Raw genomic sequence first — 13,085 nt, forward strand, 5'->3', positions numbered from 1 at the left:
GTGGCCTCACGGGCGTTGATCACGGCCGCGGCGGCTATCGCCCTGCTTCTCGGCCCGACGATCGGTATCGCGCCGGCGTCGGCTCATGTCCGGGCGGACACCGACAATGCGGTGCGCGGCGGCCATGCCCTCGTCACTTTTTCGGTACCCAACGAGTCCACGACGGGAGCCCTCACCACCGCACTGACCGTCACGCTCCCCGACGTGGCTTCGGCGAGTACCGAATCCGTGCCCGGTTGGACGGCCCGGCTCGACCGTGACGTCACGGCCGGCACCGTCAAGTCGGTTACCTGGACGGCCGCGCCCAACGGTGGTATCCCGGTGGATCAGTTCGCACTGTTCCGGATATCGGTGACGCTGCCCGACGCGAATACTGTCAGCTTCCCGGCCGTCCAGACCTATTCGGACGGGTTAGCGGTCACATGGGACCAGCCCCCCACGCCCGACGGGGATGAGCCCGAACATCCGGCACCCATGCTGACGCTGGCGGAACCGAGCGTTTCGGGCGCCGGCCTGCAAAGCCGGCCGGACAATACTGCCCGGCTGCTGGCTGGCGCCGCCCTGCTCGTCGGCGCCGTCGGTCTTGCCGTTGCGCTGGTCCGGCGGCGGGCGTGACCCGGCTGGCACGCTCGGCTGCTGCGGGGCTGCTGCTGGTCGCGATCGCATGCACCACGCTCGGCACCGCCGGCGTCGCCTCTGCGCACGCGGTTCGGGTAGCTGCCGACCCAGCCGAGAATGCCGCCCTCAGCACCGGCCCGAGTCGGGTCAGCGCCACGTTCAACGAGCGGTTGCAACCTGCCTTCGCGGCGATGAATGTCCTCGGGCCGGACGGCCGCGTGTGGTCAACCGGCGAACCGCTGGTGCAGGGCGCGGTGGTCAGCATCGGCGTGCGTCCGCTGGGTCCCAGCGGCACCTACACGGTGAATTACCGAGTGACCTCAGCCGATGGGCATGTGGTGTCGGGATCGTGGACGTTCCGACTGACGGTGTCCGGCACCGGCGAGCCGGGACCCTCCCCATATCCGGCTGACACCTCGAGCGATGCCCCGCCCGTCTGGCCGTTCATAGCCGGAGCTGTGCTGGCCGTTGGCGCTGCCGCATTCTGGACGACGCGACGCCGGCCCTGACCGCGACCAGCAGACACGGCCAGCGGTAGACAACCCCGGCTGGCATGATGGAGCCCGACCGCTGGTGCCCCGCGACTGGTGTACGCGACGAGGAACTGCAAAGGAGCAGCCGCATGGCAGACCCGCAGGATCGACCGGACAACACACCCGACGCTTCACCCGAGGACGCACCCGGCGCCGGACCGACGCCCCCCGCGCCACCTGCGCCGCCCGCCGACGAGGCACCGCCGCCCGCACCGCCCGCCGACAAGGCGCCGGAGAAAGCTGCAAAGAAGGCCGCTGCAAAGAAGGCGCCCGCCAAGGCCGCCAAAAAGCAAGCACCGGCCAAGAAGGCCGCCAAGAAGGCACCGGCTAAGAAAGCGCCGGCCAAAAAAGTACCCGCTAAAAAGGCTCAGCCGAGCGCCGCCAAGCGGGCCGACACCAACGGTCAGCTGGCCGCTGGCGCCAAAGAAGCTGCGGCACAGGCGAAGTCGACTGTAGCCGCCGCTAAGGACCCGATGTCCGGGCAGCCGGCGGTACCGGCGGCGGGCCGTTCTGCCGTTCCGCTGGCGGTGGCTGTTGCGGTCAGCCTGCTGGCGCTGCTGCTGGTTCGCCAGCTGCGTCGGCGCGGCAACTGACGGTGACCGTGACATTTCGGCCTACCGCCGACCTGGTCGACGACATCGGGCCTGGTGTCCGCAGCTGTGATACCCAGTTCCGCCAGTTCGGCGGCCGCACGAAATTCGCCGGACCGATCAGCACCGTACGTTGCTTCGAGGACAACGCGCGGTTGAAGTCGATGCTCTCCGAACCGGGCGAGGGCGGGGTGCTGGTGATCGATGGCGCGGGCTCGTTGCACTGCGCGCTGGTCGGTGACGTCATCGCCGAGTTGGCCCGCTCCAACGGCTGGAGCGGGCTGGTTGTGTACGGCGCTGTACGGGACGCGTCAGCTCTGCGCGACATTGACCTCGGCGTCAAAGCGCTGGGCACCAACCCCCGCAAGAGCACCAAAACAGGCAGCGGCGAGCGCGACATCCCGGTGGAGTTCGGCGGGGTGCGGTTCGTACCGGGTGACATGGCCTACAGCGACGACGACGGTATCGTCGTCGTCGCTGCAGCGTCGGAGACCGTTTAGCGCTGCTAGGCCGAGACCGCCACGGATGCAGAGTGTTTGGTGAACCGAAGTGATTTCTCGTCCACCCTGCCGTACCGGATCAAGCGCATGTCGAGCAGATAATTCTGCTTGAGCCGCCAGGGCGCCTCCGAACCCGACTTGGGCAACAGGTGCATCGAACGCCGGAAGTAGCCCGGAGTGAAGTCCATGAACGGAAGCTCGTCGATGTCAGCACCCGGATGCTGCGGCTCCACGGTGTCAAAGCCCTTGGCGTCCATATAGTTCAGCAGCCGGCAGACGAACTCGGAAACCAGGTCCGCTTTGAGTGTCCATGAGGCGTTGGTGTATCCGAATGTGATGGCGAAATTCGGAATCCCGGAAAACATCAGACCTTTGTACGTCATCAACGAGGTCAGCTCGAAGGGCTTACCGTTTCTGGACGGCTGCACTCCGCCCAGCAGCTGCATGTTCAAACCCGTAGCGGTGACAATGATGTCAGCCTTGAGTTCCTCACCGGAACTGAGCTTGATACCGGTCTCGGTAAAGCGGTCGATGGTGTCGGTGACAACGTCGGCCTTGCCGTGCCGGATGGCGCGGAAGAAGTCGCCGTCGGGCGCCAGGCAAAGTCGCTCGTCCCAGACTTTGTACCGCGGGCCGAAGTGCTTCTCAACGTCATAGCCTTCGGGCAAGCGGCGCTGCGCCATCGTCATCAGCAAGTTGCGCATGAATTTCGGGAACCACCGTGACATTTGGTATTGGCCGGTACTGAAGCCGATCGCCTTCCACCGGTTCACGAAGTGCGCCGCCCTGGCGGGCAGGAACTTGTTGGCACGCACGGCGACCGGGTCGACTCCGGGAAGTGACCCGATGTAGGTCGGCGAGCGCTGCAGCATCGTCACGTGTCCGGAACCCGAATTCACCAGGGCCGGAATGAGAGTCACCGCAGTGGCGCCGGAGCCAATCACGACGATCTTCTTGTCCGCGTAGTCCAGATCCTCGGGCCAGTGCTGCGGATGGATGATGGTCCCCGCGTAGTCCTCCGAGCCCGGGAAGGCCGGGGAGTAGCCCTCGTCGTAGTTGTAGTAGCCGCTGCAGGCGAACACGAACGATGCGGTGATGCGCTTTTGCTGACCGTCGTGGTCGACGGTCACCGTCCATTTGTTGTCGGCATCGGACCAGTCCGCGGCAACGACGCGGTGACGGTATCGGATGTGCTTGTCGATGCCGTTTTCGGTGGCGGCCTCGTTGATGTAGTTCCAGATCGAGTCCCCATCGGCAATGGATTTGGCCGACCGCCACGGTTTGAACCGGAAACCGAGGGTGAACATGTCGGAGTCGGACCGGATGCCCGGGTACTTGAAAAGGTCCCAGGTGCCGCCGAGGGTGTCGCGGCGTTCCAGGACTGCATAACTCTTCGACGGGCAGCGTTCCTGCAGGTGCCAGGCCGCACTAATGCCGGAAATGCCGGCTCCGACGATGAGAACGTCGAGGTGTTCGGTCATAGCGCCACGGTATCAACACCGTGTTGAGTGAGTCAACAGTCTGTCGAAATTCTCAACACCATGTAAAGTAACGAGCGTGGCCACCCCAGGTACTACCCGCGCAGTCCGGGGCCGTCGCTCGACGCGGCCGTCGGGCGACGACCGGGAGCAGGCAATCCTGGCGACTGCCGTGCGGCTGCTCCAAGAGCGGTCGTTCGCCGACATTTCCGTCGATGACCTGGCCAAGGGTGCAGGGCTGTCACGGCCGACCTTCTACTTCTATTTCCGGTCCAAAGAGGCAGTGCTGGTATCGCTGCTGGAGCCGCTGATCGCGCGGGCCGACACCGAGTTTGACGGCGCTGTGCAGCGGCTACCCGCCGATCCGCGCCGCGTCTGGCGCAGTGGCATCAAGGCCTTCTTCACCGCATTCGCTTCACATCCGGCGGTAGCTCGGGCCGGGACGGATGCGCTGGCCACCAGTTCTGAGATCCGCAGCGTGTGGTCGGGTTTCATGCAGAAGTGGATCGACCAGACCGCGGCGATGATCACAGCCGAGCGAGCACGCGGCGCGGCGCCGGAGACGATCTCCGCGAGCGATCTGGCGACGTCACTGAACCAGATGAACGAACGCACGATGATGGCGGCATTGTCCGCCGAGCAACCGGCGGTCCCCGAGGAATGCCTCGTCGACACCCTTGCCCACATTTGGGTCAGCAGCATCTACGGAGAACCCAGTTAACCCGTCGGTGGCGGATGCGAACATATGTTCGTGCGATCCTCGTCCGGTCAAACAGCCGAGATCCTGCACGCCGACCTGGATTCGTTCTACGCATCCGTCGAGCAGCGCGATGATCCGGCGTTGCGCGGCCGCCCGGTAATCGTCGGCGGCGGCGTGGTGCTGGCTGCCAGCTACGAAGCCAAGGCCTACGGCGTGCGCACCGCGATGAGCGGCGCGCAGGCACGACGGATGTGTCCGCACGCCGTCGTGGTGCCACCACGGATGCGGGCGTACATGGGGGCCAGCGACGCGGTGTTCGAGGTGTTCCGCGACACGACGCCTCTCGTAGAGCCGATCTCGGTAGACGAGGCGTTCTTGGATGTTTCCGGGCTGCGCCGGGTTTCGGGCCCGCCGGTGCAGATCGCGGCGCAACTACGCGTCGATGTGCGTGATCGGGTCGGGCTGCCGATCACCGTCGGCATCGCCCGGACCAAGTTCCTGGCAAAGGTCGCCAGCCAGGAAGCCAAACCCGACGGGTTGCTGCTGGTGCCGCCCGAGCAGGAGCTGGCATTTCTGCATCCGCTGCCGATCCGCCGGTTGTGGGGGGTGGGCGCCAAGACCGCCGAGAAGTTGCGCGCGCACGGGATCGAAACCGTAGCCGATGTCGCCGAACTCAGCGGCTCCATGCTGGGATCACTGGTGGGCGAGGCGATGGGGCGGCAGTTGTATGCGTTGTCCCACAACATCGACCGTCGTCGGGTGGCTCCCGGTGTGCGCCGACGGTCGATGGGCGCCCAACGCGCACTTGGGCGCGCCGGCAACTCGATGTCGTCGGGAGAGATCGACGCGGTTGTGATCGCTCTGATCGACCGGATCACCGGCCGCATGCGGGCAGCCGGCCGCACCGGACGAACTGTCGTGTTGCGGTTGCGATTCGATGACTTCAGCCGGGCCACTCGGTCGCACACCTTGGCGTGGGCGACGTCGTCGACGCCACCCGTCCTCGCGGTCGCCCGCAGCCTGGTCGCCTCGGCCGCACCGCTGATCGCCGAGCGCGGGCTGACGATGGTCGGGTTTGCGGTCTCGGAGATCGACCGCAGCGGTGCCGAGCAATTGATGCTGCCGTTCACCGCGGGCGAGGCGGGACCCGGGGCCCTCGAAACAGCTGTCGACCGGGTTCGTAGCCGCTACGGCGGGGCGGCGCTGACCCGCGGTGTTTTGGTCGGCCGCGACCCTGGCCTGGAAATGCCCCACCTGCCCGACTGAGGTGATCAAGGGCTTTAAGGCTGTTGACACGTCGGGTTCATCACCGGAGTTGCCGTCGTTCGGGTGGCCGAGCCCAAATCAGCTGGCACAACGCACTTTCGCGCCGCGGCCTATACCCCGGGGATCGCGCGCAGGGCGCCGCCACGTTCGATTCTCCGGTAGAAATACTCAGCGAACACCACCGCGAGACACAGGCTCCCCAGCGGCTCGTTGGGCGGGTACTCGAACGTCAATGTGTAGTCGCAGAAATGATTTCCGACGACATAGGTCGTGGTCTGTCTTTGGGTGATGCCGGCGACGACGCGGCCACTGCCGTCACGAATCGTCACGGTGTATCCCCCCATCGGTCCGACAATGCTGCCGATCCGCTTGTAGTCGAACGTGGTGTGCCCGATCACGGCCTGGTCGCACTCCAGATTGAATGTTCGAGCAGTGGCCAGGTAGCTGTTGTTCTGTAATAGCTGGCCGATGTAGTCCCCGCTGGGGCCGGAGAGCTCGATCCGCTCCTGCCAGCTACGCCAACCGCGCACGCGAGGACGGCGCAAGTGAAGGAGTCGCGATCCGTCGGCATCGAGGATCTCGAACTCCCATGACGCTGCCAACCCTGCTGCGAAAAATTGGGCCACTTCCTGCCAGCCGCCGATTCTCACCGGCCGAATGTTCCCGACCGGCCGGCCGTCGCCGAGTTGGATCGTGCAGCCCAGTCGGGTGTCCATCCGGGACGGAATCGACTTGACCACCAGTACATCGGCGCCGAACGGATAGCCGTCGCGGCCGCCACGCCGCCAGTAGGGCGGCTGAGGTCCTGTCACACCGGCGAGGGTAAACCGTCTGCCGGGGTCATCGGCCGGTGCGGTGCGGGAAGCTGGTTCACCGGCCAATTTGCTGCATGACGGCCGACCGGGCATTGATACGCTTTGCTGGATGGTAGGAGCGGCATGAATTTCTTTCCCGACCCGTTCAAGGTCATCAACGGCGTGCGAAGCGGCATCAAGGACGCTAGCCATTTGGTTCACGATGTGGTCACCGGCAACGTCCATGGCGCCGTCACCAACACCCGCAGCCTATTTGGGGATGTAGGCGATGTCCTCGGGGGTCTCGATGGCCTCGGGGTGAGCTTGGGTCCCGTCCCGGCGGCGTATGCGAAGAGCCCATTCGGCAAGCTGTCGGACTCGGAGGTCCTGGTTGCAGCACAACTCGTGATTGAAGGCGAGAGAGCGCTGACGGGCTCCGGTGCACCAGAAGACGGCAATGGCTATCGCGAATCGGCCAAGCGATTGGAAGAAACGGTCGAAACCCTGGTCGACGCATCACCGCACCCCGACCGGTGGAATGGGAAAGCTTCAGAGGCCTATCAAAAGACCAACGACGCTCATCGGAGGCTTACCTCGAATGTCCAGGTCGCAGACCAACACGTTGCCGCGATCCTCAGCACCGAAGCCGGTCAGGTCAGCCGAACCCGGAAGACCCTGGACGACACGTCGCAGTACCTCTACGACTACGGCCTCTCCACCTCATGGATGAATGCATTTCCTCCACTCAAGCTCGTGAAGTTCGGCCTGGACTCGACCGCTGCCGCCACAGCATTGACGACGACAAACGTCACCATGATGACGCTTGTCAAGAACGTGGCCGAGAATGCACTGCGTATGCGCTCCCATCTTGACCAATACCAGAAGGCGAGCGGGGACACCTCAGGGAATCCGGGGCCTAAAGCTGGGCCTGGCGCCCCGTTCGTTCCGCAGGAAGTCGACATCGGTGAGGGCCTACCCAGCCGCGCCAATCCGAGGGAACCGTACACGGTTCCAGCACCCGACGGACCTCCCGGCAACTATCCGCCCGCCACTCCGTACGGTCCGCCGGCACCGTCGGCCACGCCTGCGCCGCACCCATAGAGAACGAACTGACCCAGGAGACGGGATCGATGACCGGACAGCAGATGAACCTTCACGTTCTCACCGAGCACATCGACAAACTTGCGGAGAAACAACACACCGCGGCAGACAAGCTCACCGGGGCGAATCGAATGACCAGCGGAGACATCGCCTACCAGGTCTTCAGCACGCATGGCGCGGTGTGTTCTCCTACCAGCATGGTCTTTTCGGGCGTCGATACGGCTCGCAAAGCTGCCGGCGCCGCATTACACAAAGTGTCGACCGAGTTGGCGGAGAAACTGACCACGGCGGCGAGCAACTACAACAGCACCGATTACATGTCGGGCAAGTTGCTCGACCGAAACATGTAACCCGTGGCTGGCGATGGACCGTTCGACGCGCCGTGGGAGGACGATGACGAGGAGAGCGGCGTTGGCGAAGATTCCGTCGTTGACGCCTTCGACGCGTATCTTCCGCCCGGGCAAGCCGACGACGACGTCGATGATTCGTGGGGTACATCCGAACCTGACCCAAGCGACGAACAAGATCTGGCCTTCCTCTTCACCGCCACCAATCCCGCCGGCACGGTGTCCGCCACGGCCCTGATGGACGGCAGCGTGGTGCGAGTCGAATTGGCACCTTCGGTGACGAAAATGACGGAAACCGAACTCGCCAAGGAGATCACGACCACCTCGATACTCGCCCGCCAACAGGCTCAGGCCGGCCTGTATGCGGTAATCGCCCATTTTGGGCGCCGACTGGGCCACGACGAAGTCGCGCTGCGCAACCTTCTCGAGCACGAACTGCACCTGCCGTCCCCGGACACCGTCTACCAAGAGCAGGCGAGGATTTTCGCCGCCCACTACGACCAGGACTCCGGCCCTTCAGCGAACTGAGTGCGAAAGTCCCAACTATGACGTGGAATAACGCAGTGTCGCCTGCTTCGGAGCGGCGCCGGCGATGGCCGATCGTGCTGGCTACCGTAGCCATCGTCACTGTCGTGGTCATTGCGGCCGCGCTAGTGATCGTGTGGTGGAATCGCGATGACGACGCCAGAGCACGCCGTGCCTGGCGACCGCCGGCGCAGACGATTTTGGCGGCATCGATGCGCGTGCAGCCCGTCCCAGGCTGGCGAACGAGTGTCACCGATCTCGGCCTGCCCGTCTCTACGCCCGGTGTCCCTGGCCAGAGCAGGATTGCCACCGACGAAGACCCGTTTCACTCGAGTCCGTTCATCGGAAATCTAGGTGACGATGCATATTTCATCACCAAAAGTCCGGGTCCCCCAGACCCGCAATGGTGGCTGGTCGGTATCGACGTGCGAGATGGCCACCGCTTGTTCCCGCCGGTGCGATTGTCTTCTGAGATGCCACAGCCCGAGTGTTTCCTCAATGGGCCGAACGCGGTGTTGTGCTTACGAGACACGATCAACGAGGTCACCGCCTGGGTGGTCGACGCTCATACCGGTCGGGTGTCATACGCCGGACCGACCGAACTCCGCACTTATCCCGCGAAACTCACAGTCCATCAGATTGGCATTTACGCCGTCGCCACGACCGAGAATCAAGGCGTTTACGGTATCGGGTCACACGCCGAGACCACCTGGTTCGTGCCCGGTAGCGGGCACGTCGACCAGATGTATCCGCCTCAACGAGACACCGCACCTCGGACGCTCGCCACGCAGGCCGCGGCCGGTCGCGGAGTTGATCGGACGGTGGTTTTCTCACTCAAAGATGGCACCGTCATCAAGCCAAAGTTGGCCGATAATGCCGAGCAACAAACGACCATCCTCTATCCGGGCGGATTCGCTGCGGAAATCCGTGTAGGCCAGGAGCTTTCGCGGGTTGAGTTCTTCGATGACACCGGCACGCGGACCAGCCGGAAGAGTATAAAGGGCAGTTTTCTCAATCTCGTAGATCAGCCGGACCTGCCGGTCATTTCGTTCATGAATGACTGGGCGGTCTACAGCGTCGACGGTGACAGGCTGCTGAGACTTTCCGGCGACGGACCGGGAGAGCCCCGCCTGATCGGAACCGAGTTCTTCTTTGCAGAGTCCGAAGGCATTGCCGGTTCACACTGGCGGCAATACGATTTGCAAACTGGTGCAGAGGGCAAGTCTTGCACCTACAACTTGAGCTACTACATCGGCACCGACGGCTCGGTGGCCGTGGTCGAAATGGGTAATCCCAACGTGGGGCGCTTGACCGAAGCTTATGACTTGGCGACCTGCGACACCTTGTGGACAGTCAGATCCGCGATCGGATCATTTCGTCAGGTATGGCGGATCAACACCATGTTGGTCCAATTGTCCGACGACGGAACCGAACTCGTGTCTCTGGTCGCGCCGGGCTGAACGTCCCTACGACGTCGTCCAGGCCAACAGCTTGTCGACGGGCCAGGTGTTGACGATCCGGTCGACGGGAACGCCGGCCTCCAGCGCCCGTTGTGCTCCGTAGCCGAGGAAGTCGAGTTGGCCCGGTGCGTGCGCGTCGGTGTCGATGCTGAAATTACAACCGATCTCCAGCGCGAGGGCCAGCAGCCGAGTTGGTGGATCACGCCGTTCCGGCCGGGAGTTGATCTCCACGGCGGTGCCGTGATCGCGACAGGCGGCGAATACCGCCTCGGCGTCGAACTTTGACTCCGGTCGAATACCGCGATTGCCCGCGACCAGCCGCCCGGTGCAGTGGCCGAGCACGTCGGCATGCTCGTTGGCGACCGCCGCCAGCATTCGACGGGTCATCGACGCTGACTCCATGGACAGCTTGGAGTGCACACTGGCCACCACGACGTCGAGGCGTTGCAGCAGTTCGGGTTCCTGGTCCAGGCTGCCGTCGTCGAGGATGTCGACCTCGATACCGGTCAGAATGCGCATCGGCGCGAACTGCTCACGCAGCCCGTCGATGACATCGAGCTGATGGCGCAGACGATCCGGCGACAATCCGTTGGCGATGGTCAGCCGCGGCGAATGGTCGGTCAGCGCACAGTATTCATGGCCCAACGCCGCCGCGGTGGCCATCATCTCCTCGATCGGCGCCGAGCCGTCCGACCAGTTCGAATGCAGATGCAGATCACCGCGCAACGCGGCCCGGATGTCGCCCCCGCCGAGGTCTTTTGCGCCAGAACGCAATTCGATCAGATAATCGGGTTCGCGTCCCGACCACGCCTGGTCGATCACCTTGGCCGTCTTCGGTCCGATCCCCGGCAGCGACTGCCAGCTATTGGCCTGACCATGCCGTTCCCGCTCGGCATCATCGAGCGCTTCGACAATGTCGGCGGCGTTGCGGTAGGCCATGACGCGGCGGGGCTCTTCGCGCGCCCGGTCTTTGTAATAGGCGATCTCACGCAGCGCGGCTACCGGATCCATAACACCAGTGTCCTCCGCGCGGCTAGGACGCGAATTGTGCCGCGATGAACCCCGCCAAGATCACCGCGAAGCCGCCCATCTCGCCGACGATCAGCAACGCCATCGACACCCCGGTACCGCGGGTGGGGTGCTCGAATTGGTTGGTGGTGTCACGCAATGCGCCGTGGACGATGTAGCTCACAATCGCGCCGACGAAGAAGAACACCACCACCATGGCTGCCGTCAGGTTCACCCAGGTTGGCCAGGCGCTCAGCTCGACGAAAGCCGCGATGAGCAGCGTGGCGAACGAGTAGAGCAGCGCGGCCCGATGCGCGATGTCGACGTAGGGGTGTGCGCGGTGATCATCGGCAACGACGATCTGCCGGTACTTCCAGACGCCGAGAGCGAGCGCGAGCAGGAAGATCAGGCCGGCCGCCAGCAGGGTGAGTTTGGTGTCGATTCCGAGGTCGCAGCACATGGTCTCGCGAGTCTAGCCGCGCGGCCACCGGCCCTAAAACGTGTCGAACAACTCGCTGCGGTCGAGTCGTCGTAGTAGCAGGGCGGTTTGGCTGAGGTAGAGGAATCCTTCGTGTGCGGTGAGGGTGATCTCGTAGTGGCGGTCAAGGCGGCGGCAGTGGTTGACGTTGTCGCATGTCAACGTGTTGTCGGTGGCTCGTTGGATGCTTACCGTGATGAGCCGACACACCTCCTTCAAGTTCTGTCTCGACCCGACCGTCGAGCAGTACGAGGTGCTGGCGCGGCATGCCGGGGCGGCCCGGTTCGCATTCAACCAGTGCCTACGGATCGTCAAGACCGCTCTCACCTGCCGCAAGGCCGACCCGGACGTTGAGGTGCCGTGGACCGGGTTCGACCTGATCAACGTCTTTAACGGGTGGAAGAAAACCGAGGATGCTGGGCGGGTGTTCACCGTCGATGCCGGCGGCACAGTCGAACTGGGCGTGACGGGGCTGGTGTGGCGGAGCGAGGTGTGCCAGCAGGTGTTCGAGGAAGCCGCCGTCGACTGCGGAAAGGGACTCACCGCCTGGTCGGAGTCGCGCTCGGGTAAACGCAAAGGCAGACGGGTCGGGTTCCCGCACTTCAAGAAGAAGACCAGCGCGATCCCGTCGTTTCGCTTGCGCAACAAGCACCCCAAGGGTCGCCCGCCGGCAATCCGGGTCGGCGATAACGACCGGCCGCGGTCGGTTACGCTGCCCGGCATCGGGCAAGTGGCGGTGTTCGACGACACCCGCCGGCTGCGGCGCATGCTCGCCAAAGGTAGGGCGAAGGTCCTGTTCGCCACCGTGTCTCATCACGCCGGACGGTGGTGGGTCGCGCTCAATGTGGAGGCCGCTGATCTGCACCCCGCCGCCGGGCACCCGCCTCGCGATCCCGACCGTGGCGGCGGCTGGGTGGGGGTTGATCGGGGCCTGTCGGCGTTCGTGGTGGCCGCCACCGGCGACGGGGTCGAGGTTGCCCGGATCACCGACGCGCCGAAAGCGCTCGCCGCTGGCATGGCCAAACAACGCCGGCTGGCGAAATCGTTGTCCCGCAAACAGAGAGGATCACACAACCGCCGCGATGCCGCCGCCAAGCTGGGGCGTCATCACCACCACGTCGCCGATGTGCGTCGGCATTTCTGCCATCAGGTCTCCAATCAGCTGGTCAAGACTCACGACCGGCTCGTCATCGAGGACCTGCACGTGACCGGGATGCTGGCCAACCACCGGCTGGCACGGACGATCTCGGATGCCGGCTGGGCGGAGTTCGCCCGCCAACTGCACTACAAGCAGACGTGGCGCGGCGGGCGAGTCACGGTCGCCGACCGGTGGTATCCCTCCAGCCAGCTCTGTTCGATCTGCGGTGATCGCCGCACCGACTTGAGCCTGGCCGATCGGGTATTTACCTGCGCCAACAGCCATTGCCTGGATCGTTACACCAACGCGGCGACGAACCTGGCCCGATGGGGCCAAATCCATCACGACCATCCACGATCCCCGGACCCCCAAGCAGGAGGCCGGGCCACCAACGCCCGCCGACAGGACGGCTCTGACCAGCACCCTGCGTGTGCCGGTGAAACCAGCCTGGTTGACGCGGGAACCGACGTTCGCACCGCGCCAGTGGCCTGAACCGACGACGCCCGAGAAGGGCGGTGCCGAACACTCACCAGAGTTATTCGCCACGCT

16 protein-coding genes are annotated in these 13,085 nt (G+C 64.4%); 11 read left to right on the plus strand and 5 right to left on the minus strand.

Features of this window, described 5'->3' with window-relative positions:
* The 4 genes from AC5Y42_RS12900 to rraA all read left to right on the plus strand — a co-directional run bounded on the left by AC5Y42_RS12900 (window position 1) and on the right by rraA (window position 2,241).
* Entirely contained in the window at window positions 1-615 is a 615-nt protein-coding gene (locus AC5Y42_RS12900) for a YcnI family copper-binding membrane protein (RefSeq protein ID WP_499898573.1), read from the plus strand.
* Window positions 612-1,127, plus strand: a complete 516-nt coding sequence (locus AC5Y42_RS12905; RefSeq protein WP_499898574.1) for a copper resistance CopC family protein — start codon at window positions 612-614, stop codon at window positions 1,125-1,127. Before AC5Y42_RS12900 ends, AC5Y42_RS12905 begins: the two co-directional genes overlap by 4 nt.
* A gap of 113 nt (window positions 1,128-1,240) precedes the next feature.
* The gene (locus tag AC5Y42_RS12910) at window positions 1,241-1,744 is read left to right on the plus strand and encodes a hypothetical protein (RefSeq protein WP_499898576.1); all 504 of its coding nucleotides are present in this window, start codon (window positions 1,241-1,243) and stop codon (window positions 1,742-1,744) included.
* Between the two features lie 2 nt (window positions 1,745-1,746).
* A complete protein-coding gene (gene rraA, locus AC5Y42_RS12915) occupies window positions 1,747-2,241 on the plus strand; it encodes a ribonuclease E activity regulator RraA (RefSeq protein WP_499898577.1) in 495 nt (164 codons plus the stop codon).
* A 5-nt stretch (window positions 2,242-2,246) separates the two neighbouring features.
* Here the strand turns inward: rraA and AC5Y42_RS12920 are convergent, their stop codons facing one another.
* On the minus strand, window positions 2,247-3,722 hold the full coding sequence (locus tag AC5Y42_RS12920) for a flavin-containing monooxygenase (protein ID WP_499898578.1): 1,476 nt from the start codon (window positions 3,720-3,722) through the stop codon (window positions 2,247-2,249).
* 76 nt (window positions 3,723-3,798) lie between these two features.
* Here AC5Y42_RS12920 and AC5Y42_RS12925 point away from each other — a divergent pair, with 76 nt between their 5' ends.
* Both AC5Y42_RS12925 and dinB read left to right on the plus strand, forming a co-directional pair.
* Window positions 3,799-4,440 carry a TetR/AcrR family transcriptional regulator gene (locus tag AC5Y42_RS12925; RefSeq protein WP_499898580.1) on the plus strand — a complete coding sequence of 214 codons (642 nt, stop codon included), beginning with the start codon at window positions 3,799-3,801 and terminating at the stop codon, window positions 4,438-4,440.
* A 24-nt stretch (window positions 4,441-4,464) separates the two neighbouring features.
* Window positions 4,465-5,685, plus strand: coding sequence for a DNA polymerase IV (gene dinB, locus AC5Y42_RS12930; protein ID WP_499898581.1), 1,221 nt, complete (start codon window positions 4,465-4,467; stop codon window positions 5,683-5,685).
* 110 nt (window positions 5,686-5,795) lie between these two features.
* Here dinB and AC5Y42_RS12935 read toward each other — a convergent pair whose 3' ends face one another.
* Complete coding sequence (locus tag AC5Y42_RS12935; RefSeq protein WP_499898583.1) at window positions 5,796-6,497, minus strand: hypothetical protein; 702 nt, start codon at window positions 6,495-6,497, stop codon at window positions 5,796-5,798.
* 126 nt (window positions 6,498-6,623) lie between these two features.
* On the opposite strand from AC5Y42_RS12935, the gene AC5Y42_RS12940 reads away from it, so the two are divergent.
* Genes AC5Y42_RS12940 through AC5Y42_RS12955 form a run of 4 tightly spaced genes read left to right on the plus strand, consistent with a single transcriptional unit; the run spans window position 6,624 to window position 9,912 of the window.
* Window positions 6,624-7,580, plus strand: a complete 957-nt coding sequence (locus AC5Y42_RS12940; protein WP_499898584.1) for an EspA/EspE family type VII secretion system effector — start codon at window positions 6,624-6,626, stop codon at window positions 7,578-7,580.
* A 29-nt stretch (window positions 7,581-7,609) separates the two neighbouring features.
* A complete protein-coding gene (locus AC5Y42_RS12945; RefSeq protein WP_499898585.1) occupies window positions 7,610-7,930 on the plus strand; it encodes an ESX-1 secretion-associated protein in 321 nt (106 codons plus the stop codon).
* 3 nt (window positions 7,931-7,933) lie between these two features.
* Window positions 7,934-8,455: a hypothetical protein gene (locus tag AC5Y42_RS12950; protein WP_499898587.1), complete on the plus strand. Its 522-nt coding sequence runs from the start codon at window positions 7,934-7,936 to the stop codon at window positions 8,453-8,455.
* A gap of 17 nt (window positions 8,456-8,472) precedes the next feature.
* Window positions 8,473-9,912, plus strand: a complete 1,440-nt coding sequence (locus AC5Y42_RS12955) for a 9-bladed beta-propeller domain-containing protein (protein ID WP_499898588.1) — start codon at window positions 8,473-8,475, stop codon at window positions 9,910-9,912.
* A gap of 6 nt (window positions 9,913-9,918) precedes the next feature.
* Here AC5Y42_RS12955 and AC5Y42_RS12960 read toward each other — a convergent pair whose 3' ends face one another.
* The 3 genes from AC5Y42_RS12960 to AC5Y42_RS12970 are packed head-to-tail and all read right to left on the minus strand — an operon-like array spanning window position 9,919 to window position 11,608.
* A complete protein-coding gene (locus tag AC5Y42_RS12960; protein ID WP_499898589.1) occupies window positions 9,919-10,923 on the minus strand; it encodes a PHP domain-containing protein in 1,005 nt (334 codons plus the stop codon).
* A gap of 22 nt (window positions 10,924-10,945) precedes the next feature.
* Window positions 10,946-11,380, minus strand: coding sequence for a hypothetical protein (locus AC5Y42_RS12965; RefSeq protein WP_499898590.1), 435 nt, complete (start codon window positions 11,378-11,380; stop codon window positions 10,946-10,948).
* Between the two features lie 33 nt (window positions 11,381-11,413).
* On the minus strand, window positions 11,414-11,608 hold the full coding sequence (locus AC5Y42_RS12970; protein WP_499898592.1) for a hypothetical protein: 195 nt from the start codon (window positions 11,606-11,608) through the stop codon (window positions 11,414-11,416).
* On the opposite strand from AC5Y42_RS12970, the gene AC5Y42_RS12975 reads away from it, so the two are divergent.
* Complete coding sequence (locus AC5Y42_RS12975) at window positions 11,595-13,028, plus strand: RNA-guided endonuclease InsQ/TnpB family protein (protein ID WP_499898593.1); 1,434 nt, start codon at window positions 11,595-11,597, stop codon at window positions 13,026-13,028. The genes AC5Y42_RS12970 and AC5Y42_RS12975 overlap by 14 nt on opposite strands.
* Window positions 13,029-13,085: the final 57 nt, after the last annotated feature.

Source organism: Mycobacterium sp. NGS48 (genome assembly GCF_059812585.1).

Bases quoted from the DNA above. Each gene is read 5' to 3' on its own strand.
- AC5Y42_RS12910 (WP_499898576.1), top strand. From the start codon at position 1,241: ATGGCAGACCCGCAGGATCGACCGGACAACACACCCGACGCTTCACCC.
- AC5Y42_RS12975 (WP_499898593.1), top strand. From the start codon at position 11,595: ATGAGCCGACACACCTCCTTCAAGTTCTGTCTCGACCCGACCGTCGAG.
- AC5Y42_RS12945 (WP_499898585.1), top strand. From the start codon at position 7,610: ATGACCGGACAGCAGATGAACCTTCACGTTCTCACCGAGCACATCGAC.
- AC5Y42_RS12955 (WP_499898588.1), top strand. From the start codon at position 8,473: ATGACGTGGAATAACGCAGTGTCGCCTGCTTCGGAGCGGCGCCGGCGA.
- AC5Y42_RS12920 (WP_499898578.1), bottom strand. From the start codon at position 3,722: ATGACCGAACACCTCGACGTTCTCATCGTCGGAGCCGGCATTTCCGGC.
- AC5Y42_RS12940 (WP_499898584.1), top strand. From the start codon at position 6,624: ATGAATTTCTTTCCCGACCCGTTCAAGGTCATCAACGGCGTGCGAAGC.
- AC5Y42_RS12965 (WP_499898590.1), bottom strand. From the start codon at position 11,380: ATGTGCTGCGACCTCGGAATCGACACCAAACTCACCCTGCTGGCGGCC.
- AC5Y42_RS12960 (WP_499898589.1), bottom strand. From the start codon at position 10,923: ATGGATCCGGTAGCCGCGCTGCGTGAGATCGCCTATTACAAAGACCGG.
- dinB (WP_499898581.1), top strand. From the start codon at position 4,465: ATGTTCGTGCGATCCTCGTCCGGTCAAACAGCCGAGATCCTGCACGCC.